A 20,007-nucleotide genomic window follows, 5' to 3' on the forward strand; every position below is an offset into this window, starting at 1 on the left:
TATTATACTATATTACACTTAATTATATCAGATTGCATAATAAAAAAGGTTGAGAATCACCTTCTCAGCCTTTAAATATTACAATTCACAATAAATGTTGTATTTAAAAGATGCTCTCACTAATTTCTTTTAACATGCTTAAGCCCTTAATTTCCGTATCATACATAGGTACTTTTATTATTTTAGATTTGTTAAAGGTGTTCTCAATCTCCATTAAATACTTTTCCTGCATATTCCTCCTATTCTTGAAGAAAGGAGTGGTTGCTTGCTGCTTTGGAATTATTAAATTTGCTACTACCATCTGCGTTTCTATACCTGCTGATTCTAGCTCTTTAGAGGCTCTATAAGCCTCAATAATTGGAGTCTTTTCAGGGTACATAACAAATGCGAAAGTAGTTTTATTACTGTCCTTCATCATTTCGATAACCTTGTCAAACCTTTCCTTTTGGATTTTATCCTCTTGGCTTATCTCTGTATTTATGCCCGCTTTCATTTGGATTTGCTTGCTCCAATCCATTGGAAGTTCTAAAAGTCTAAGCGTATGTCCAGTTGGGGCTGTATCAAAAACTATTACATCATATTTTTCTTCACTAGCATATCCTATGAACTTTTGAAAGGCTGCCATTTCTTCTGTACATGGAGAATTTAATTCTTCTTCCATGGTAATCACTGTAGACTCATTAAAATTGTTTTTAGCATATTCTAGAACTGAGTGCTTATACTCTTCAAATGCTACTTTGGGGTCTATCTTTGCAGCGTATAAATTATCAATTCCATCTATTTTCGTTACCTCGTCTCCGATTGGTTTATCTAAAACCTTTCCAATGTGAGCTGCTGGGTCTGTAGTTAATAGTAATGTTTTATACCCCTTTGAAGCAAGCCTTACAGCAGTTACGCAAGCCATTACTGTTTTTCCCACTCCACCTTTTCCTGAGAAAAAAATATTCTTATGAGAATTTTCTTTTGGGTATATTAATGAACTTACATTATCCTTTTGAGAAGTAGTGTCTTTTATGTCCTTAAATTCATTTTCATCTATTATCTTACTTAGCACTTCCCCATTAAACAGTGAATTTGCTATAAGCCTAAATCTTTCAATACCTTTAAGTTCAGTATTGAATAACTCCATAGTCTCAATTTTAATTCCCTTGAAAATCTCTTTAGCTTCTATTAAATGCCTTTGTTGCATTTCATATCTATTCTTAAAAAATGGATTTTCAGCCTCTTCTTTTGGTATGAATCCGTTAACAATGATTTTAGCAGTATTAATTCCTAAGTGCTTAATTTCCTTAGATGATCTTAGAGTTTCATCTAAAGAGGTTGATTCTGGCTGCATTACAAAAATAAAATCTGTTTGTGATGGGTCTCTTAACCTCTCTATAGCATCATCAAATTTATTTTTACTGCCCTCAATCATTGAAACAGGTCCCATGCAGGTTTGCCCACTTCCCTTTGCAGCTTCCTCAATATGCTTGCTCCAATCCACTGGAAGTTCTAAAAGTCTTATAGTATGGCCTGTTGGCGCTGTATCAAAAATTATTATGTCATAATCGTCTTGACCCATAAACTCTATAAACTTATCAAAAGAAGCCATCTCTGCAGTACAGGGTCCACTGAGCTGTTCATCTGCAATCTTAATCATTTCTTCATCAAATAATTCTCTCATAGGCTCTAGCAATGAATTTTTATAGTCTTCTGTTGACTTATCAGGATCAATTTCCATAGCGCATAAGTTTTCCATGCCTTTTATTTTAACTATATTATGACCAATTTCTTGCTGAAATACATCAGATAAGTTTGAAGCAGGATCTGTAGTTACTATTAATGTCTTTAACCCTTTATCTGCATTGTATATTGCGGTGGCGCATGCCATAGACGTCTTTCCCACTCCACCTTTACCTGAAAATAATGTAAACTTAGTTTTCATTTTATACGCCTCTCAATGCTTTTTCTATTTCTTCTAAAGTAGGATATCCAGCTTTTTTTATTATTACTCCATTAACTACAGTTATTGGAAGTGCATTCATCTTTTCCACTTTAACTAGTTTTTGCACTTCCCTATTTGTCATAAAGGCAATTCCATGTGTTTGTGGTTGATATCTTTTTACTTCTAAGTCCTTATATTTGTTTTTTAAATACTCAATATTTTCTTGAGTTCTAACCAAAATATCATCTACGCTAGGTCCACAAACTCCTGAGGAACAACACATGGACTTTTCAAAAAACTCTAATTTCATAATTTCCACCCCTTTTTAATATTTATACTTTAGGCTTCTTACATTTACATAATTCACTATCTAAGATACTTTTTCCACATTCAATGTTTTCACAGTTTATATTACATTCCTTGAATAGTGATAACATCTTGGTATCGTGTGTGCATTCCTCTATCTTATTCACTTCACTTGTTAGTATTTCCCTAATAAATTCATAATTACTTATAGTTTCATCATTTATTGTATAATAAATGAATTGAGCCTTCTTATAACTCTTAATAAGCTTCACCGAACTTAACCTTGTAAGATGCCTTGAAACGTTTGATTGATTTAATTCCAAAATACTTTCAATTTCACAAACACAAAGCTCTCCATCTCTCAAAAGATTTAATATCCTAATTCTATTTTCATCCCCTAGTACTTTTAAAACTTCAACTAGTTCCATAGTTTTACCCCCACATTGTATAATAAACACATTATTTCTTAATTACTGTTTCTGCCGGAAACCAATGCCTTGTGTTATTTGCGATTCTTACTAAGGTTAGCATTACTGGTACCTCTACAAGAACACCTACTACAGTTGCAAGTGCTGCACCGGATCTTAAGCCAAATAGTGCAATCGCTACTGCTACAGCAAGTTCAAAGAAATTACTTGCGCCAATCATACCAGCTGGTGCTGCGATGTTATGAGGCAACCTCCAAATCTTAGCCCATCCATAGGCAATTCCAAATATTAAAAAAGTTTGGATGGTTAATGGAATAGCTATGAGTAGTATATGAAGGGGATTATTTATTATTATCTCACCTTGGAATGAGAAGATAATTACCAAAGTCAATAGTAACCCTATAATTGTAATATTATCAAACTTCTTTATAAAAACATTATTGAAATATTCAAGTCCTTTATTTTTCACAACAGAACCTCTTGTTAAATATCCCGCTGCAAGTGGTATAACAACGAACAGCACAGTTGAAAATATAAGTGTTCCATAAGGAACTGAAACATTACTTACTCCTAATAAAATTGCTACAATAGGAGTAAATGCAATTAATATAATTAAGTCATTTACTGCTACTTGAACTAATGTATATGCTGGGTCTCCCTTAGTTAAATGGCTCCAAACAAATACCATTGCTGTACAAGGTGCTGCACCTAGAAGCACTGCCCCTGCTAAATATTCCGTTGCTAAATTAGCTGGAATAAAAGCTTTAAATACGACCTTGAAGAAAAATGCTGCAATTAGGTACATAGTAAAGGGTTTTATTAACCAATTAGTAACACAGGTAACTATTAACCCCTTTGGTTTTTTAGTAGCATTAACAATACTTCCAAAATCAATTTTAAGCATCATTGGGTATATCATAAGCCATATAAGTATGGCAACAGGTATAGATACATTGTAATATTCGAATTTATTTAAAGTTTCTGGTATTGCAGGTATAAATTGACCTACTAATATCCCCGCCACTATGCAAAATGCCACCCATATAGTAAGGTATCTCTCAAAGACTCCAAGCCCCTTCTTTTCTTTTTTATTTTTGCTGTTCATTATCTCCACCTACTTAAATCAATTTCATTATCTTGTATTCTTTTCTTTAAATCCTTAATCTTTTCTTCGATTAGTTTTGCTGTTTTTATAAATTCCACATCAGGCTTTCCAGTTGGATCATCTAGTCCCCAGTCTTCTTCATGCTTATGTGCCATAATTGGACAAACTACATTACATCCCATTTTTATTACAATATCAGCAGATGGTATATCATCTATTAATTTGGATGTGTGAGTTTCATTCATATCTACTTGATATAAATCTTTTATAATTCTCACAGCATCTTGGTTAATTTGAGGTTTAGTCTCAGTGCCTGCTGAATATGATTCGAAGACCTCATATGCTAATATCTTTCCTAAAGCTTCTGCCATCTGAGATCTACAAGAATTGTGAACACATATAAATGCTACCTTTGGTTTCATAAATTTACTCTCCTTTTATCCTATGTGTTGTTTTTTAAACTAAGAATTTTATTTGTATATTACTATATTCATCTATAATCATATAGTAATATATACTATGCCTCTTGTCAATATTTTGCTTCATAATATTCTCTATAATTTTTCTCTTTATTTTTCAACTTATTAATATAAAAATAAATAACAATCCAAAAAATAAAAAATACAGCCTAAGGTTCGTATAGCGCATATTGTTAATAGCGCTAAACTTCACCTGTGGCTGATTATTTACTCTTTCACTTTATACCTTAATTATTTATAGTAATGTGTTTTTTAAATTGACCACCTTGTTTAAAATAGTGCAAAACATATTCTTTTTCATATACATTATGTATTTCTAAATTTGCGATTCCTTTTGTTTTTAGAGCTAACTTTACTTTATTAAATTCCTCAATATCTGTTTGGGAAGTTAGCATAGTGTATAGAAGTTTTTGTGAATACATAACCCAGGTCTCTAGAAGCTCATCGATTGGCGTGTTTACATCTACGTTCATTTTTCTTCCTCCTCGTATAGCATTAACAATATTATTATATCCACTATTTTTTTCTTGTATACTTCTATTATATATAATTAATTATATATAAGCAAATTAGATTATAATTTAAACTAATATATTGTATTATATTAGTTTAAATATATTTAAATCATATTTAATTATAAATGATTATATCTATTTATGATTATAACCATATCCTAATCCTCTGGCAACAGCTTCTCTCCTCCTAATTTAATTCCTATAGCGCCTATTGGTGCGGTGATAATTATAGATAACACTGCAATTGCTAGTATAAGTTCTCCAGATTTTACTCCCGCTGCTAGTGGCACTGCTCCCATGGCTGCCTGAACTGTAGCTTTGGGAATATAAGAAATCACACAAAACAATCTTTCTTTTGCATTTAAATTAGTGCCCATTAAAGATACTAATACCCCTACACTTCTAGCTACTAGCCCCAGGGTAATAATAATTAATCCTAAAATACCAGAATTCACAGCTACGGATATATTAACTTGTGCTCCAACTAATACGAAAAGTAAAATCTCCGCAATTACCCAAACCTTGCTAAGTTTAATTGATATTTTATTAGCTACTTTAGAATACTTCTCCAGTAAGACAAACCCAATTGTCATCACCCCTAGAAGACTTGCAATGGGTACTATGTTTTTAAATACATCTTCAAGTCCTGTCAGCATAATTGCTGAAGCGATTAATATTAAAGTCTTTTTTGTATCTCTTATATGATATTTCTTAAATACTATTGTTAGCACAATTCCTACCACGACGCCTATTGCAACTCCAATAAAGATAGATATGGGAATATCCAATACCTTCCTTACAATATTTATGCTTTTACCACCATATAGCCCTAAGAAGGTTGAAAATATAGTTATTGCAAAAACATCATCAATAGAAGCCCCTGCAAGTATTATGGTTGGTATACCTTTTTTTTCGCCTTTTCCCATGGACATAAAATTAAGCATTGGTGGCACAACTACTGCTGGAGACACTGCAGCTATTATGAATCCAAGCATCCCAGCTTCAACTCTTGTAATTCCAAGTATGTAACTTGCTACAAACATAATACTAAGCCCTTCAAAAATGCCAGGTATACAACTCATCTTTAATGCAGGAATACCTACTTTATTTAAAGTATCCTTTTTAATTCCAAGACCTGCCCTTAGCAAAATAATAATCAGTGCAATTTTTCTTAAATCTGGCGAAATTCTAAGTATATCTGCACTTATTATATTTGTAACATAAGGTCCTAGGAGTACCCCTAGTATTAGCATTCCAAGCAGCCCTGGAAGCTTTAATTTTTCAAATAACTTATTGGACAATAATCCTAAAATAATTATAATTGCTAAACTCATTGCCATATTATATTTCTCCCCTTTTATTGAATATTTTTCAAAATAAAAGACTCCTACCTAAAGCAAAGCTCTAAGTAGGAGTCATTAATTGCAATATCGCAATAGTTAAGGTGAACTCCATCACCTATTTTATAATTTTATTATACTCCTTTTGTAGCCTAAATCAATAGTTGTCCAAAATATAACTCTTAAAACCCTAAATAAAACATATAAAGCCCTATAAGATAAATGGAATAATATCACTAAACTGGATTAGTTATCATAATAATTTCTCTTTTAAGATTACTTTCTAAACAAATAAGAATGAAAATGCATTAAATAAATATCCTATTATAATTATACCTGTTGCTACTATGCCAACAAATATTGCTAACAACTTAGGTTTAACAACTTTACTTAGCATGATTATTGATGGTAGTGAAAGTGCTGTTACTGCCATCATAAAGGATAATACTGTACCAATTCCTACACCCTTTCCAAATAATGCTTCTGCTATTGGTAATGTTCCAAATATATCAGCATACATCGGTATACCAACCGCAGTTGCTAACAATACAGCGAAAGGATTATTGTTTCCAACTACATTCTCGATGACTGATTGAGGTATCCAATTATGAATTGCTGCGCCAATCCCAACTCCGACTAAAACATATACCCAAACCTTTCGAAATACATCTTTAACCTGCTGTTTTGAATAAGATATACGCTCTGCTCTTGTCATCTCAGTTATTTCTACATCCACATTTTCAATTTCTTTCACATAACCTTCCACATACTCTTCAAGCCCTAATTTATCAATAATAGTTCCACCAACAACTGCTAAGACTAGTCCAACAACAACATATGTTACAGCAATCTTAGTACCAAAAAAGGACATTAAAATTAATAATGATGCCAAGTCCACTAAGGGTGAAGATATAAGGAAGGAAAAAGTTATTCCAAGTGGCAATCCCGCCGAGTTAAACCCTATAAATATTGGAATACTAGAGCAACTACAAAAGGGGGTGATTGTACCAAGTAAAGCTCCAAGTATATTTCCCTTTATTCCCTTAATGTTCCCAAGAAGTTTTTTTGTTCTTTCTGGTGGGAAATAACTTTGAATATAAGATATAAAAAAGATCAATACTGCTAATAATATAAAAATCTTTATCATATCATAAATGAAAAAATGTACACTTCCACCTAACCTTTCTTTGATTGACAATCCAAACACATTTTCTACAAGGGCCTTAATAAGATTATAAAGCCAAGTCATCTTTAAAAATGCATCATTGATCCATGAAAATATTTGTGTTATTACATTCATCATTGTCACCTACCTATATAATGTTTTAAAGTTTCCAATTTGATACTAGCTGCTGCACTTGCATTTGTTTTTAAATGCTTCTAAATAATCGTCACCCTTTTCAAGATCTTTTAAATCCGCTTGCAATATATCATAATTTTCTACATCTAATATTACTTTCTTAAGTATATCCTTAAGAAGGTCATTATCTTTATCTATATAATAGTATATAAATTGTTCTTGCCTTTCATCCTTAACAAATCCCATATCACGAAGTTTGCCTAAGTGCTTTGAAATCTTAGGCTGACCCTCTCCCATTATTCCTTGGATTTGGCATACACAAAGCTTTTTATGATAGAGCAACACCAAAATTCTCATCCGTGTTTCGTCTGATAGCACTTTAAATAAATTCATTAGTTTTTCTATATCTTCCACATCCTTTCCCCAAAATTAAAGAGTACTATATCTATATGCCCATATGGGTATATAGATATAGTACTCTGGTTTTAATTACCTGTCAAGCAGTTCCTATCTAGTGCCACCCACGTGACAAGTGGCAAGTTGGTTATTTCCAAATTTCACTATCCACGCCAATAGACTTTGATTTAAACTTAGCTCCTTTAGATTCGTTATAATTCTTCAATGCCTTAAACACTAGTCCTGATCCTATTAATATAATTGGTACATTTACATAAACCACAACGATATTTACAAAATCAGATATATACCAGATGTTCCCTAGTTCTAATCCTGCAAGAACTGTTAGCACTCCAAATGGAACAAAGAAAAATGCACCAACCATGCGTATTCCCATTATAAATTTCTTACTTCTAGATATTAAATTTGCAGATACTTCCGCAAATAATATTAATCCTACTAAAGTTGTAAATGCAAACATTCCATAACATAGTGAAACAACAATTTTAGCTACTCCATCCAATGCGGTACCAGGTACCAAGTATTGTATTGAAGATAAGTATACTGTAAGTTTAGAAGCTTTTATACCCTCCCATGCGACCCCAGCATCACCTGTCCACACATGTGCTAAGACAATAACAAATCCTGTCATACTGCATACTACCATTGTGTCTAGAAAAACCCCTATAGATTGAACAAACCCTTGTTCCACAGGATGCTTATTATCTGCTACCGCTGCTGCCATTGTAATTGTACCTTGTCCTGCCTCATTAGACATAAGTCCACGCTTAATTCCTTGAGCTAAAGCGATGCCGAAAGCTCCACCAAATAATGCATTAGGTTTAAAAGCTCCACCAAATACTGCCTTAAAGAAATATGGAACTTCATTTATGTTAACTAATATTATTAAAAGAACTACAGTTGTATAAATAACTGCCATGATTGGAACCATAACATCAGTAACAGCCGCAACTCTTCTGATTCCTCCAAGCACCGTTAACGCAACAGTAATTATTAAGACTATAGCAATACCATAATACACAGTGGATTGACGTCCATAGGTTGTACCTCCTATAGTGTCAGCTATTGAACCGAAACTTGTAAATAAGTGAAAGGTTTGAGATGGAATAGTAAAAAGTGCATACATTATAAAAACTATTGACAATGCAACCCCTACCCAACGCTTATTTCCTAAAATCTTTTGTCCATAGAAAGGAAGTCCTCCTACGTATTCATTTCCATTTTTCTCTTTAAAAATCTGTGCCAGTACTGATTCAGCGAAAGCAGTGGACATTCCAAAGAAAGCCGAAACCCACATCCAAAATAGTGCTCCTGGTCCACCAATAGAAATTGCTCCAGTAACCCCCATTATATTCCCAGGTCCTACGCGCATGGCAGAACTTAGTAAAAATGAAGCTAGTGGACTAATTCCAATTTCCGTAGCTCTACTTTTAACAAGAATTTTAAGTCCCTTTTTAAACCCAGTAACTTGAACAAATCTAGTCCTAATAGTAAAATAAATTCCTGTTCCCACAAGTAAAATAATTGCAAAGCTGAATTTTCCCAAAATAGGGATGCTTTCATACCACTGAAAATTCGTTGGAAAGTCCCATAAAAAGTCTGCAATAGGAACTATAAACTCAAAAAACTTATTTATTGCCTCTAAAAATACGCTCATTTTTTTACCCCCTTCAATGTATTATTCCCCTTACCGATTTTTACTTTTCGATTAACTGCTTAAATTCCACACTATTTCGCACCTTATCAAAATCTTTCTCATCTTTTGCTTCCTCTTTAATACCTTGGTTTATTTCAATAGCTAGTTTTAAATATTTTACAGTATTACTAACATCACCTTTTCTTCCATAGACACTAGCTATGCCATAATAACTCCACTCATATTTTTCCACTTCTAAAGCTTTTTCGTACCATTTAATGGCTTCATCATAATGATTATATAGTTCATTAGCTAAAGCTTTATTAAACCTTGCATATCCATAATCAGGCTTAAGTTCTAATGATTTATCTATTTGCTGCATGCCCTTCTCAAAATCACCATTATAAGCTAATGCAATTCCTTCCACAGCATATGCTTTATAAAAACTTGGATCTTCCTTTATAACTTGCCTTTGTGTTTCAATTGATTTCTCATACTTTTTTTCAAAAAATTCATCATAGCCTAGCTTCCATTTCTTTTCTAGTTCTTCTTGTTTATTCTTTATCTCTTGTTCATTTTCATTTTTACTTATTTCTCGCTGTTTTGAAGCTTCTGATTCTACTATTCCTTGTTTTTTTATCACTGCATCTTTATTACCTGTGTCTTTAACTTTATCGTTTATAAAGATACTTTTACTATTGCTTGTAGCTTTAGTAATAACTATGCCTGCAACCATAACTGATAGAACAACAAAAATTATTAACTTAAATTTTACTGATTTTGATTTCATCTTTTCATCCGCTCCTTACTATATTATATTAACTTAAGTGCCACCCAGGTGGCAAGTGGCAAGTTGCCACCTGGGTAGTACTAAAAAGCAGGAACTATATTTCCTTCGTATTTTCCCTCAATGAATTTTTTAACTTCTGGAGAATTTAACGCCTTTGAAAGAGCTTCTATATAAGGTTTAGTTTTATCTTCTTTTCTCACTGCAAGCACATTTGCATAAGGTGAGTCTTTTGATTCAATTGCTAGTGAATCCTTTGTTGGGTTTAATTTAGCTTCAATAGCAAAGTTTGAGTTTATAACCGCTGCGTCTAGATCTTTCAAAACCCTTGGAAGCTGTGGGGCATCTATTTCTGTTATTTTAAAATTCTTTGGATTTTCTGTAATATCAAGTTTAGAAATAAGCTCTCCTGTTTTTAGTTTTATGAGCCCTTCTTTTTCCAGTACTCTAAGTGCTCTTGCCCCATTTGTAGGATCGTTTGGAATAGCTATTTCTGCTCCATATTTTAATTCACTAATATTCTTATATTTATTAGAATACACGCCCATAGGTTCAATATGAACTTTTACGGTGTAGTCAAGTTCTAGGTTTCTTTCTTTACTAAATGATTGCAAATAGGGTACGTGTTGAAAGAAATTTGCGTCTAGTTGTCCTTCGGCTAAAGCAGTATTTGGCGTCACATAATCAGTAAATTCCACTATTTCAAGGGTATATCCATCCTTTTCTAGTAATGGTTTTATTACTTCCAATATCTCTTAATGAGGCACTGGTGAAGCCCCAACTTTAATAATTTTTTTCTCTGGCACAACTTTCTCATGTGTTGCAACTTCCTTTTTTGATCCACAAGCACTTAATGTAAAGATCACAATTATTGATAATAATACACTTAATATTTTTTTCATTGTTAATTTCCCCCTCGCATTCCTTATAAGTAGATAAGAATTATCATCTTTCATGCTAAAATATTTATTTAATCATTTTCTTATATAATAAATTCCCTAATGCTTGTATGATTTGAACGACTGCAATTAATATAATTACTGTGTATATCATAATATCTGTTTTAAATCTGTAGTAGCCATATTTTACTGCCACATCACCAAGCCCTCCACCACCAATAGTTCCAGCCATAGCCGAATACCCTATAATATTTATTACTGTTAAAGTAATTCCAAGCACTATAGAGGGCATTGCCTCTTTTACCATAACTCTAAATATAATTTGATGAGTTTTGGCACCAAAAGATTTAGCGGCTTCAATAATTCCATAATCAACTTCCAAAAGTGCAGACTCTATTATTCTTGCAGCAAATGGAGCCGCTCCAAGAGTTAATGGAACTATAGCTGCATTAGTTCCTATGGTTGTTCCGGCAATAAACTTAGTTAAAGGAAATATAGATATCATCAATATAATAAATGGAAAGGACCTAAGAATATTGATTACCAAGTTTAAACTTTTGTAAATTAAAAGATTTGGTCTTAACCCTTTAGGAGCAGTTATGATAAGTCCTACTGCTGAAATAAAGCCTAAAATTATTGTGAAAACCGTGGACAGCGATACCATATAGATTGTATCTAAAAGTGCAGGTAGTAAAACATCCTTAAATAGCATTTAAATCACCTCCCATTCTATTAATCTTTGATCCAAATAATTTAATATCTTTTCTTTGTTTTCCTCACTTACGTTTATTATAAGACTACCCATTACACTATCCCTAAACTTTTCAAGCCTCCCCCATACTATTGAAAAATCTATGTTTAACTCTCTGGCTATAGAAGTGATTAAGCAATCTTGACTAATCTCCTTTGGAAAAAATATTTTAATATTATAACCTGTATTAGGTATCACTTCTTCCTCCCCAATGAGAGTTTTCATTTCTTTTGTTGGTCTAACAAATAACTCCTCCGTTGTACCACTACTTCTAATCTGACCTCCTTCTAAAAGAATAAATTTATTACAAATCTCTTTTACCACCTCCATTTGATGAGTAACTACAATAATTGTTATATTTAATTTATTATTGATGTCTCTCAAAAGCTCTAATATAGATTTTGTTGTTTTAGGATCTAATGCTGATGTAGCTTCATCACAGAGCAATATTTGTGGATTTAACGCTAAAGCTCTTGCTATTCCAACCCTTTGCTTTTGACCACCACTAAGTTCTCGTATGTTGCTAGTTACCTTATCATTAAGTCCTACTAGATCTATTAAGCTATCTACTCTTTTTTTAATAAAACTTTTATCCATGCCCCATACTTCCAGTGGAAAAGCTATATTATCAAAAACATTTTTTCGGCTAATGAGATTAAAACTTTGAAATATAATGCCTACATCTTTTCTAAATTCTCTAAGCTCTTTTGCTGTTAGCGACTTCACCTCTTTTCCCATTATATTTAGGCTACCTGCATCGTAACTTTCAAGACCATTAAAGCACCTAAGTAGTGTAGACTTACCTGCACCACTATGACCAATAACACCATAAATATCACCTTTATCAACTGTGAATGAAACATCCTCTAATACCTTCAGCTTTGAAAAACTTTTACTTATACCACAAACTTTAATCATAATATCACTTCTCCTTTTCATTCGTTACAATGCATCTTTCACCACTACTATTGCCCACTAGTTATTTTTCTAAAAAAATAGAACCCAAGAATAAACTTGAGCTCTAATGCCAAACTTATTCTTATCTCACAGCAATGCTGCAGGATTTAACACCGGGTATCATATACATGATACTGGTTGTCGGGTTTCATAGGGCCAGTCCCTCCACCTCTCTTGATAAGACGCTATTAAATTTTAGTTTTAATTTATATGAAAAACAAAAAACCCCTTCCATCAAAATAAAATGATGAAAGAGGCATAACATTACAAAGGCACCTCTCCCATCTTTCGCTAAGTTACAAAGGAACAAAGCGCAGGAATTAGCACCTTTTCAGACAAATGAAATCTGATGGTTGCTGAGGTGTCATCGGGCCGTTCCCTCTACCTCTCTTGATGAGAATTAACTGTTTTATTAAATTAAAGATATAGTATCACCTTATAGATTAAATGTAAAGAAGATTTTTTATAGTTACAACTTTTCCCCTTTAACTTGCCGCTTGCCACCTGGGTGGCACTAGAAATCAAATAAATCCTTTTGAGGGAACAATCCAAATAATCCACCAGTGTGAATGAACAATATATTTTTAAAATCCTTAAATCTTCCATTTTTGATTTCCTCAGTAAGTCCATACATTCCTTTACCAGTATACACAGGGTCAAGTATAATACCTTCAAGTTTTGCAAACTCACTTATAAAGTTAAGCTCTACTGGGGTACTTAGTGCATAATCACGACCAACATATCCATCTACTATATTTATTTCACTCTTATCAAATTGAATATCTACATCCAAGTACTTATTGCTTTCCCTAAGTATTTCTTGAATTTCATTTTTAAAATGGTTCTCATCATTGCATACATTAATACTATATATTTGTGATGTGCTATTTAAAACTTTACTTCCTAGTAATAAACCTGCATGAGTTCCACCTGACCCCACTGCTGCAAATATTCCATCAAAATGAATCCCCATCTCTTTTTCCTGAGTAAGTATTTCTTCCATAGCATTAAAATATCCAAAGCTCCCTATTCCATTTGAAGCACCCTCAGGTATAATATATGGTTTATAGCCCTTAAATTCCATTTCCTTTTTAAGCTCTTCCATTATTTCCGTCCGTCTATTGCTATAATCTTCCGCTGTAACAAATCTTATGTCCGCCCCTAAAAGCTTGTTTATAAATAAATTACCATCTATTTCAGTGTCTTCCTTGCCTCTTAAAATAAGTCCAGCCTTCATTCCCAATTTAACTGCTGCAGCCACTGTGGCTCTTGCGTGATTTGATTGAATACCTCCACAAGTTATTAAGTAGTCACATCCCATATCAATGGCTTCTTTAATTGAAAATTCAAGTTTACGTATTTTATTCCCCGAAATCTCAGTTCCAGTATAATCATCTCTTTTAATATAAATATTAGGTCCGCCTATAAGCTTTGACAACCTATCAAGCTTTTCAATTTTAGTTGGAAGATTGGCTAATTTAATTCTATTTGGTATTTTAATCATAGTTTTAATCCTCACTTTCTTAATCTTACCACACATTTTACTATATTAATTATACCACCATATATGATATATTTAATATAAAACTCCTAAATTATATGAAATAGGATTAGCCTTCAAAAGGTTTAGGTACAAATTCAAATAAATAATTTATAGAGGTGAATTATGGATAAAATAAGTATCTCCAAAGCCCATTCTTACATTATTCTAGTGGCAAGCATAATTCTAATATCTACTTGCATTATAACAAATACATCAATAGCTTACGGATTTTTAGGCGGTATTATTTTTACTACTTTGATACTACTAAAATATAAGTACACCTTTATAAATGTACTTTCTATAATTTTATATGGGCTTAAAGAAGCATGGATGTTATATATTTTAATTCTACTTATTGGCGCTGCAGCTTCAGTATGGCTCGCTTCTGGTGTGGTTCCATCTCTAATGTACTATGGTTTTGAATATATGAAGGGTATAAATTTTCTTCTTGCTACCTTTCTAATAGTTTCAATAGTATCTATATTTATGGGTACTGCAATTGGCACAGTAAGTACCATAGGTATTGCACTCCTTGGTGTTGGCAAAGGTTTTGGTGTTCCTGCACCTATGCTTCTTGGTGCAATAATTTCTGGTGCCTTTATTGCGGACAAGATGTCTCCAATCTCTGGTCTATTTAATCTTACGCTTATAACAACAAAACGAAGCTATAGGGAAGTAATGCCTAAAATGCTTCAAACCTTCATCCCACTATTTGTAATTACCGCTGTAATATATTATGTCATGGGTAGAAACTTTACAATCAGCACTGGAGCCGAAAATCTTGTATATTACCAGAATGCTATACTAGATGGATTTGTAATATCCCCCTACATTGCACTTCTTCCTGCAATAGTTCTTATACTGTCCCTATGTGGCTCTAAAACAATACCAACAATTTTAATAGCTCTTTTTGTAGGTTGCCTAGTCAGTATTTTTTACCAACATATATCCCCTGATGCCTTGATAAAAGCAATCTTCTTTGGATATAAAGGTTCTACTGCCTCTGGTGAGCTTAATAAGATACTTATAAGTGGTGGTATTAAATCTATGATTGAGGTTGTTCTTATAGTTATGGGTGCAGTTAGTTTAACAAGTCTGTTTGAAAAAACTGGCATGATACTACCTTTAATTGAAAAACTAACTAAAGGTGTACGTACTAAATCACAGCTTATATTTAAAACAGCTCTAATTAGTAGTTTTTTGACCGTAATAACCTGTGACCAAACAGCCGGAATACTTCTCCCTGGAAGGCTTTTGCAAGATAAATATAACGAACTTGATATTGATAAAGCGCTACTTGCAAGGACTATTTCAGATACTGGCACTATAATTGCGCCTTTAATGCTTTGGAATATTAATGCTCTTCTCCTTAAATCTCTTACAGGAATCTCTGCCACTGATTATGCACCCTATGCAGTACTCTGTTACTTATCGCCAATTATTACAATGGCTTTTTCGTATATTTTTAAAGAAAAAAGCCAGGAAGATTTAATCAGATAATGATTAAAAATTCCTAGCTTTTAATATGTTTTTTTATTAAACTTTTTCAAACTCTGATTTAGAAACTCCACATAAAGGACATACCCAATCTTCTGGAATATCTTCAAATTTAGTTCCTGGTGCTATTCCTCCATCTGGATCTCCTATTTCTGGATCATATTCATATCCACATACTAAACAAACGTACTTATCCATAAAAACATCTCCTCTAAATTTATTTAATATTACAATTTAATATTATTAACTAATAATATCACTTACTCTATGCTTTGGCCAATACTTTTTCCAAATTCTCTACATCTTTCTAATGCTGCTTCATCAGGATTCCATATTTCTCTTATACCTTCGTTTATTACTTCGAATCCGGCTTTATTTAATTCCTCTGTAACTAACTTAACTGACTCTCCGCTCCATCCATAGCTTCCAAAGGCTGCTGCTTTCTTTCCTTTAAGTCCAAGTCCCTTTATCATCTCCAATATACCTGCAGTGGAAGATAAAATACCTTTATTTATTGTTGAAGAGCCCATAAGTATCATTTTGGATCTAAACACTTCTGTGATAATATCATTTTTGTCAGTTTTTGAAGAGTTATAAATCTTTATTATAATGTCCTTATTTACCTCTTTTATTCCTTCCGCTATGGTTTCTGCCATTCTTCTTGTAGCATTCCACATAGTATCATAAATTATTGTAACTTGATTTTCCTTGTAATCCTTTGCCCATTCCATATATTTATTCACAATTTGAAGTGGGTTTTCTCGCCAAATGATACCATGGCTTGGGCAAATCATGTCAACTGCTAAGTTAAGACTAAGAATTTCCTCAATTTTTTTAATTACAAAGGAATTAAAAGGTGTCAAGATATTTGCATAATATTTTATTGCTTCTTGGAACAACTCTGACTGATCAACTTTGTCGTTATACATCTCTTCTGATGCGTAATGTTGACCAAACCCATCATTACTAAACAATATGTTTTCCCCTGTTAAATAAGTAAACATAGTATCCGGCCAATGAAGCATTCTTGCCTCTACAAATACTAATTTGTTTTTTCCGAGATCTAATGTGTCTCCAGTTTTAACTTCAACAAAATTCCAATCCTCGTGATGGTGTGCTTTTAGCATCTTTGCTCCCATCTTAGTGCAATAGATAGGAGTATTTGGTATCTCCTTCATGAGCTCTGGGAATGCTCCACTATGATCAATTTCCGAGTGATTACAAATAATATAATCAATTGTGTTTAAATCTACTTCCTTTTTTAAATTAGCAATAAATTCTTTTGAAAATGGTTGCCATACTGTATCTATAAGTACCGTTTTTTCATCTCTAATTAAATAAGAATTATATGAAGAACCCTTATGTGTTGAGTACTCCTCACCATGAAATGTTTGTAAATCCCAATCTATTTTCCCAACCCAAGTAACAGAATCGTTAATTTTAAATGACATAGCTATCCCCTTTCGACTATATATTATCCAAATCTTATACCTTTATTTTACCACTAACAGAAGGTTTTACAAGCATATTTTAATCAGCATACCCTCCTGTCAGTTTATGCTTTGCCCAAATTTATTTATAAAATCTATATCCGTATAACCTTGCTCTATATAATAACTTCTTTTTTTATTTTTACTGATAATCTCAATGACGGGTTCTTTCTTAGAAATGTAGATTTCTACTTCATCTCCATCTAATTCATAAAGCGTAACTTCATATACTTCTTGTTCTATAAATCTATATCGCATGTCCCTAAGTTGAATCTTCCTTATAGAAAATGAATTAAGATAATCCTTCACTTCATTTATCTTTTCTTCTTTTGATGTTGTAGACATATTACCAAAAGGCATATTCTCATCTTTAACTTCACGTGGATAACGAACAACTATACTTGAAGTTTTCTCGTGATTAAATGTTTTCGCTAAAACAACTTCTAAGTATTTAGGTTGTCCTAGACTATATGCAAGATATGCAAAAATCATTATTACAAAAATTAATGCTAAAGCGATGCCTCTTTGTACACTTTTAAAGGATTGCGTTATATCTTCATTTTCCCAATTACTTATGTTTGTAATAACTTGCTTACGTTTTAAAGCATCTTCTAATACTAGTTTTGCATCATTGCCTATATTAAAAGTCATTTTAGATATCACACTATTCTGGTTCTTTTTAAAATAACTAAGCTCTGCTGTTTTATCGTCTTTATAATCCAAGTTATTAATTTTACTCCATGAAATAAATTTTCCCTTTATAAATAAACCCTCATCTAGAATAAAATTATAATCGTATATCCAAAGCCCTTGTGCTATTGATATTATTGCAAAAAATATATTAAGATTATTGCTAGATTTTGATGACATACTTATGATTATTAACGCTCCAATAAATACGAATATAAAATTGAAGTTTCCTTTTTCCATTCTTTTTCTAACTTCAAATTTCCGTACGGCAAATATCCTATATAAGAGATAATAAATACTACAAAGTAAAATTATTATTGAGACTAAGTAATACCCTAGCGGAAAAATATATTCTTTAAAATACATGTAAATCCCCCTATAATTTCTTTAATTTAATTGGCCCTCTTTTGTCTTTTAATTAATAAAAGGCCTTAATAAAGCTCTTTTGGTCCTTTCTATATACATATTCATGGTTCTTATAGAACTTATGAGCATTCAATCTATCTGCTCCCGATACTAGTCTTATACCATAAAATCCATTTTCTTTAGCCCACACTTCAAGTCTGTCTATTAACTTACCACCTATCCCTAACTTCCTATGTTGCTCCTTTACTACTAATCCTAAGATATTAACTAATGAATCCGCATATATAAGCTCATAGGGACTCCCATGGATATATCCAATAACTTCATGATTTTGCTCCGCCACAAAAATAACGTCTTTTGTGTTTTTTAAAATATGTTGGATTCTTATTTTCACCTTTTGCTCATCATATTCATACCCTAGATCCTTATTTAACAAGTAAATATTTTGAAAATCATCTTCTACTACCTCTCGAGTGTATAGAGTATTCACCTTAATATCCACCTCACTTTATAAATTATTTTTCAAACCTATTCCCAGTATTCGCATATATAATAGTTCCAATCACTAAAATAACAATCATTATAGGTGCAGCAACAACTATAAATTTAAAAAGAGTTACACTATATATTTCTGAGAGTGCAGTCAAAAGCACGATGGCTGCTATTGCAATTAATAAATTCCCCAAAAACTTACCTAGAGCTACTTCGTCATACTTTTCCTTTTCTTCTTTTGAAGCTGTGTTATAACCTGCAATTAGAAAGCTACCTTTTCCAGATCTTAATATGAACCCCAATACAACAAAAATTATAGGAATAATAAATTTGAATATATTCATTGCTAACCCCCTTGTATAATATGAGCGTTCACGGAAACTCCTTAGCCCCTGTGATTACTCATTTTTAATTTCATTGATTTTTGTTGTTTCCCCCACTTTTTTTGCATAAAACACTTGACAAGTCTCTAGAATTTTGCGGTCCTCTTGCTGAATACATATTTTTACAGGAGGATTGTCATATGCTTAAAAGTTGGACCTCTCATGCTGATTATCAACAATTTATTATTTCAAATCTCTCATGTTTCTATAAAGATTTCACTAAAGAAATTATAGAACTTGAATCTTCTATATCTAAGTTATATTGCTTAGACTTAGATATTCTCAGTGAGATATTAAAACCTTATTATTCTAATACTGGTAGACCTGCAACCTTTCAACCTGAAATCTTTCGTTCATTCTCTTTAATGTTTTTTCAAAAGGAAATAAGTATTACTAACTGGGTTAAAAAGCTTCATGCCAGTAAGCTATTTGCAACGTGTATTGGGTGCACTGAAAATAATGTCCCATCACTTGGTGCTCATTATGATTTTATATCTAGATTATGGCTATCTGACCTGTCTGCCGACAGAATTAAACTTAAAAAAACATATTCTTATAAGAAGAAACCTTCTAAAATTAAAACACCCGGTAAAAACAAGAAGCTTCCTAATAAAAAAACAGGTGTTGTTAGAAGAATTTCAGATTTTTTTGAAGCTGGTCGTTCATTTTCTTTAAGAGCCGAAAGGCTGCTTCAAAAAA

General features: G+C 32.4%; 20 protein-coding genes, 2 pseudogenes and 3 riboswitches. Of the genes and pseudogenes, 2 read left to right on the top strand and 20 right to left on the bottom strand.

Annotated features, from left to right (window positions below; translation table 11 throughout):
- Positions 1-103: 103 nt before the first annotated feature.
- The 15 genes and pseudogenes from LGK97_RS09640 to LGK97_RS09710 form a co-directional block, all read right to left on the bottom strand.
- Complete coding sequence (locus LGK97_RS09640) at positions 104-1,927, bottom strand: TRC40/GET3/ArsA family transport-energizing ATPase (protein ID WP_226259553.1); 1,824 nt, start codon at positions 1,925-1,927, stop codon at positions 104-106.
- A 1-nt stretch (position 1,928) separates the two neighbouring features.
- Complete coding sequence (gene arsD / locus LGK97_RS09645) at positions 1,929-2,237, bottom strand: arsenite efflux transporter metallochaperone ArsD (protein WP_226259554.1); 309 nt, start codon at positions 2,235-2,237, stop codon at positions 1,929-1,931.
- A gap of 22 nt (positions 2,238-2,259) precedes the next feature.
- Positions 2,260-2,661: an ArsR/SmtB family transcription factor gene (locus LGK97_RS09650; RefSeq protein ID WP_226259555.1), complete on the bottom strand. Its 402-nt coding sequence runs from the start codon at positions 2,659-2,661 to the stop codon at positions 2,260-2,262.
- 31 nt (positions 2,662-2,692) lie between these two features.
- The gene (gene arsB / locus LGK97_RS09655) at positions 2,693-3,766 is read right to left on the bottom strand and encodes an ACR3 family arsenite efflux transporter (protein ID WP_226259556.1); all 1,074 of its coding nucleotides are present in this window, start codon (positions 3,764-3,766) and stop codon (positions 2,693-2,695) included.
- Complete coding sequence (locus tag LGK97_RS09660) at positions 3,766-4,188, bottom strand: arsenate reductase ArsC (protein WP_226259557.1); 423 nt, start codon at positions 4,186-4,188, stop codon at positions 3,766-3,768. The genes arsB and LGK97_RS09660 overlap by 1 nt, the downstream gene beginning before the upstream one ends.
- Before the next feature lie 284 nt (positions 4,189-4,472).
- A complete protein-coding gene (locus tag LGK97_RS09665) occupies positions 4,473-4,718 on the bottom strand; it encodes a hypothetical protein (protein WP_226259558.1) in 246 nt (81 codons plus the stop codon).
- Between the two features lie 200 nt (positions 4,719-4,918).
- Complete coding sequence (locus LGK97_RS09670) at positions 4,919-6,100, bottom strand: cation:proton antiporter (RefSeq protein ID WP_226259559.1); 1,182 nt, start codon at positions 6,098-6,100, stop codon at positions 4,919-4,921.
- A gap of 62 nt (positions 6,101-6,162) precedes the next feature.
- A riboswitch (Fluoride riboswitch) is annotated at positions 6,163-6,228 on the bottom strand.
- A 155-nt stretch (positions 6,229-6,383) separates the two neighbouring features.
- Entirely contained in the window at positions 6,384-7,400 is a 1,017-nt protein-coding gene (locus tag LGK97_RS09675) for a permease (RefSeq protein ID WP_226259575.1), read from the bottom strand.
- 45 nt (positions 7,401-7,445) lie between these two features.
- Complete coding sequence (locus LGK97_RS09680) at positions 7,446-7,814, bottom strand: metalloregulator ArsR/SmtB family transcription factor (RefSeq protein WP_319001557.1); 369 nt, start codon at positions 7,812-7,814, stop codon at positions 7,446-7,448.
- A gap of 130 nt (positions 7,815-7,944) precedes the next feature.
- On the bottom strand, positions 7,945-9,474 hold the full coding sequence (locus LGK97_RS09685) for an alanine/glycine:cation symporter family protein (RefSeq protein WP_226259560.1): 1,530 nt from the start codon (positions 9,472-9,474) through the stop codon (positions 7,945-7,947).
- A 40-nt stretch (positions 9,475-9,514) separates the two neighbouring features.
- Positions 9,515-10,243, bottom strand: coding sequence for a tetratricopeptide repeat protein (locus LGK97_RS09690; protein ID WP_226259561.1), 729 nt, complete (start codon positions 10,241-10,243; stop codon positions 9,515-9,517).
- An 80-nt stretch (positions 10,244-10,323) separates the two neighbouring features.
- Positions 10,324-11,142: pseudogene (locus LGK97_RS09695) on the bottom strand (MetQ/NlpA family ABC transporter substrate-binding protein).
- Between the two features lie 64 nt (positions 11,143-11,206).
- Positions 11,207-11,851: a methionine ABC transporter permease gene (locus LGK97_RS09700; protein WP_226259562.1), complete on the bottom strand. Its 645-nt coding sequence runs from the start codon at positions 11,849-11,851 to the stop codon at positions 11,207-11,209.
- Positions 11,852-12,808, bottom strand: coding sequence for a methionine ABC transporter ATP-binding protein (locus LGK97_RS09705; RefSeq protein ID WP_226259563.1), 957 nt, complete (start codon positions 12,806-12,808; stop codon positions 11,852-11,854).
- A 118-nt stretch (positions 12,809-12,926) separates the two neighbouring features.
- Positions 12,927-13,031, bottom strand: a riboswitch (SAM riboswitch).
- Positions 13,032-13,125: 94 nt separating this feature from the next.
- Positions 13,126-13,247, bottom strand: a riboswitch (SAM riboswitch).
- A gap of 114 nt (positions 13,248-13,361) precedes the next feature.
- Positions 13,362-14,351, bottom strand: coding sequence for a D-cysteine desulfhydrase family protein (locus tag LGK97_RS09710; RefSeq protein WP_226259564.1), 990 nt, complete (start codon positions 14,349-14,351; stop codon positions 13,362-13,364).
- A 162-nt stretch (positions 14,352-14,513) separates the two neighbouring features.
- Here LGK97_RS09710 and LGK97_RS09715 point away from each other — a divergent pair, with 162 nt between their 5' ends.
- Positions 14,514-15,890, top strand: a complete 1,377-nt coding sequence (locus tag LGK97_RS09715) for a Na+/H+ antiporter NhaC family protein (protein WP_226259565.1) — start codon at positions 14,514-14,516, stop codon at positions 15,888-15,890.
- Between the two features lie 36 nt (positions 15,891-15,926).
- Here LGK97_RS09715 and rd read toward each other — a convergent pair whose 3' ends face one another.
- The 5 genes from rd to LGK97_RS09740 all read right to left on the bottom strand — a co-directional run bounded on the left by rd (position 15,927) and on the right by LGK97_RS09740 (position 19,269).
- Positions 15,927-16,085 (bottom strand): rubredoxin, encoded by a 159-nt coding sequence (gene rd, locus LGK97_RS09720; protein ID WP_226259566.1) that lies wholly within the window; start codon positions 16,083-16,085, stop codon positions 15,927-15,929.
- A 62-nt stretch (positions 16,086-16,147) separates the two neighbouring features.
- Positions 16,148-17,338, bottom strand: coding sequence for an anaerobic nitric oxide reductase flavorubredoxin (locus tag LGK97_RS09725; RefSeq protein ID WP_226259567.1), 1,191 nt, complete (start codon positions 17,336-17,338; stop codon positions 16,148-16,150).
- 99 nt (positions 17,339-17,437) lie between these two features.
- Positions 17,438-18,433, bottom strand: coding sequence for a hypothetical protein (locus tag LGK97_RS09730; RefSeq protein ID WP_226259568.1), 996 nt, complete (start codon positions 18,431-18,433; stop codon positions 17,438-17,440).
- Positions 18,434-18,485: 52 nt separating this feature from the next.
- Positions 18,486-18,923, bottom strand: coding sequence for a GNAT family N-acetyltransferase (locus tag LGK97_RS09735; protein WP_226259569.1), 438 nt, complete (start codon positions 18,921-18,923; stop codon positions 18,486-18,488).
- Between the two features lie 25 nt (positions 18,924-18,948).
- The gene (locus LGK97_RS09740; protein WP_226259570.1) at positions 18,949-19,269 is read right to left on the bottom strand and encodes a DUF3784 domain-containing protein; all 321 of its coding nucleotides are present in this window, start codon (positions 19,267-19,269) and stop codon (positions 18,949-18,951) included.
- A gap of 179 nt (positions 19,270-19,448) precedes the next feature.
- Between LGK97_RS09740 and LGK97_RS09745 the strand changes: the two are divergent.
- Positions 19,449-20,007, top strand: a pseudogene (locus tag LGK97_RS09745) (hypothetical protein); the annotation flags it as partial.

The sequence above is a fragment of the Clostridium sp. CS001 genome, assembly GCF_020443565.1.
Lineage (GTDB): Bacteria > Bacillota > Clostridia > Clostridiales > Clostridiaceae > Clostridium_AD.

Bases quoted from the DNA above. Each gene is read 5' to 3' on its own strand.
- LGK97_RS09640 (WP_226259553.1), bottom strand. From the start codon at position 1,927: ATGAAAACTAAGTTTACATTATTTTCAGGTAAAGGTGGAGTGGGAAAG.
- arsD (WP_226259554.1), bottom strand. From the start codon at position 2,237: ATGAAATTAGAGTTTTTTGAAAAGTCCATGTGTTGTTCCTCAGGAGTT.
- LGK97_RS09650 (WP_226259555.1), bottom strand. From the start codon at position 2,661: ATGGAACTAGTTGAAGTTTTAAAAGTACTAGGGGATGAAAATAGAATT.
- arsB (WP_226259556.1), bottom strand. From the start codon at position 3,766: ATGAACAGCAAAAATAAAAAAGAAAAGAAGGGGCTTGGAGTCTTTGAG.
- LGK97_RS09660 (WP_226259557.1), bottom strand. From the start codon at position 4,188: ATGAAACCAAAGGTAGCATTTATATGTGTTCACAATTCTTGTAGATCT.
- LGK97_RS09665 (WP_226259558.1), bottom strand. From the start codon at position 4,718: ATGAACGTAGATGTAAACACGCCAATCGATGAGCTTCTAGAGACCTGG.
- LGK97_RS09670 (WP_226259559.1), bottom strand. From the start codon at position 6,100: ATGGCAATGAGTTTAGCAATTATAATTATTTTAGGATTATTGTCCAAT.
- LGK97_RS09675 (WP_226259575.1), bottom strand. From the start codon at position 7,400: ATGAATGTAATAACACAAATATTTTCATGGATCAATGATGCATTTTTA.
- LGK97_RS09685 (WP_226259560.1), bottom strand. From the start codon at position 9,474: ATGAGCGTATTTTTAGAGGCAATAAATAAGTTTTTTGAGTTTATAGTT.
- LGK97_RS09690 (WP_226259561.1), bottom strand. From the start codon at position 10,243: ATGAAATCAAAATCAGTAAAATTTAAGTTAATAATTTTTGTTGTTCTA.
- LGK97_RS09700 (WP_226259562.1), bottom strand. From the start codon at position 11,851: ATGCTATTTAAGGATGTTTTACTACCTGCACTTTTAGATACAATCTAT.
- LGK97_RS09705 (WP_226259563.1), bottom strand. From the start codon at position 12,808: ATGATTAAAGTTTGTGGTATAAGTAAAAGTTTTTCAAAGCTGAAGGTA.
- LGK97_RS09710 (WP_226259564.1), bottom strand. From the start codon at position 14,351: ATGATTAAAATACCAAATAGAATTAAATTAGCCAATCTTCCAACTAAA.
- LGK97_RS09715 (WP_226259565.1), top strand. From the start codon at position 14,514: ATGGATAAAATAAGTATCTCCAAAGCCCATTCTTACATTATTCTAGTG.
- rd (WP_226259566.1), bottom strand. From the start codon at position 16,085: ATGGATAAGTACGTTTGTTTAGTATGTGGATATGAATATGATCCAGAA.
- LGK97_RS09725 (WP_226259567.1), bottom strand. From the start codon at position 17,338: ATGTCATTTAAAATTAACGATTCTGTTACTTGGGTTGGGAAAATAGAT.
- LGK97_RS09730 (WP_226259568.1), bottom strand. From the start codon at position 18,433: ATGTATTTTAAAGAATATATTTTTCCGCTAGGGTATTACTTAGTCTCA.
- LGK97_RS09740 (WP_226259570.1), bottom strand. From the start codon at position 19,269: ATGAATATATTCAAATTTATTATTCCTATAATTTTTGTTGTATTGGGG.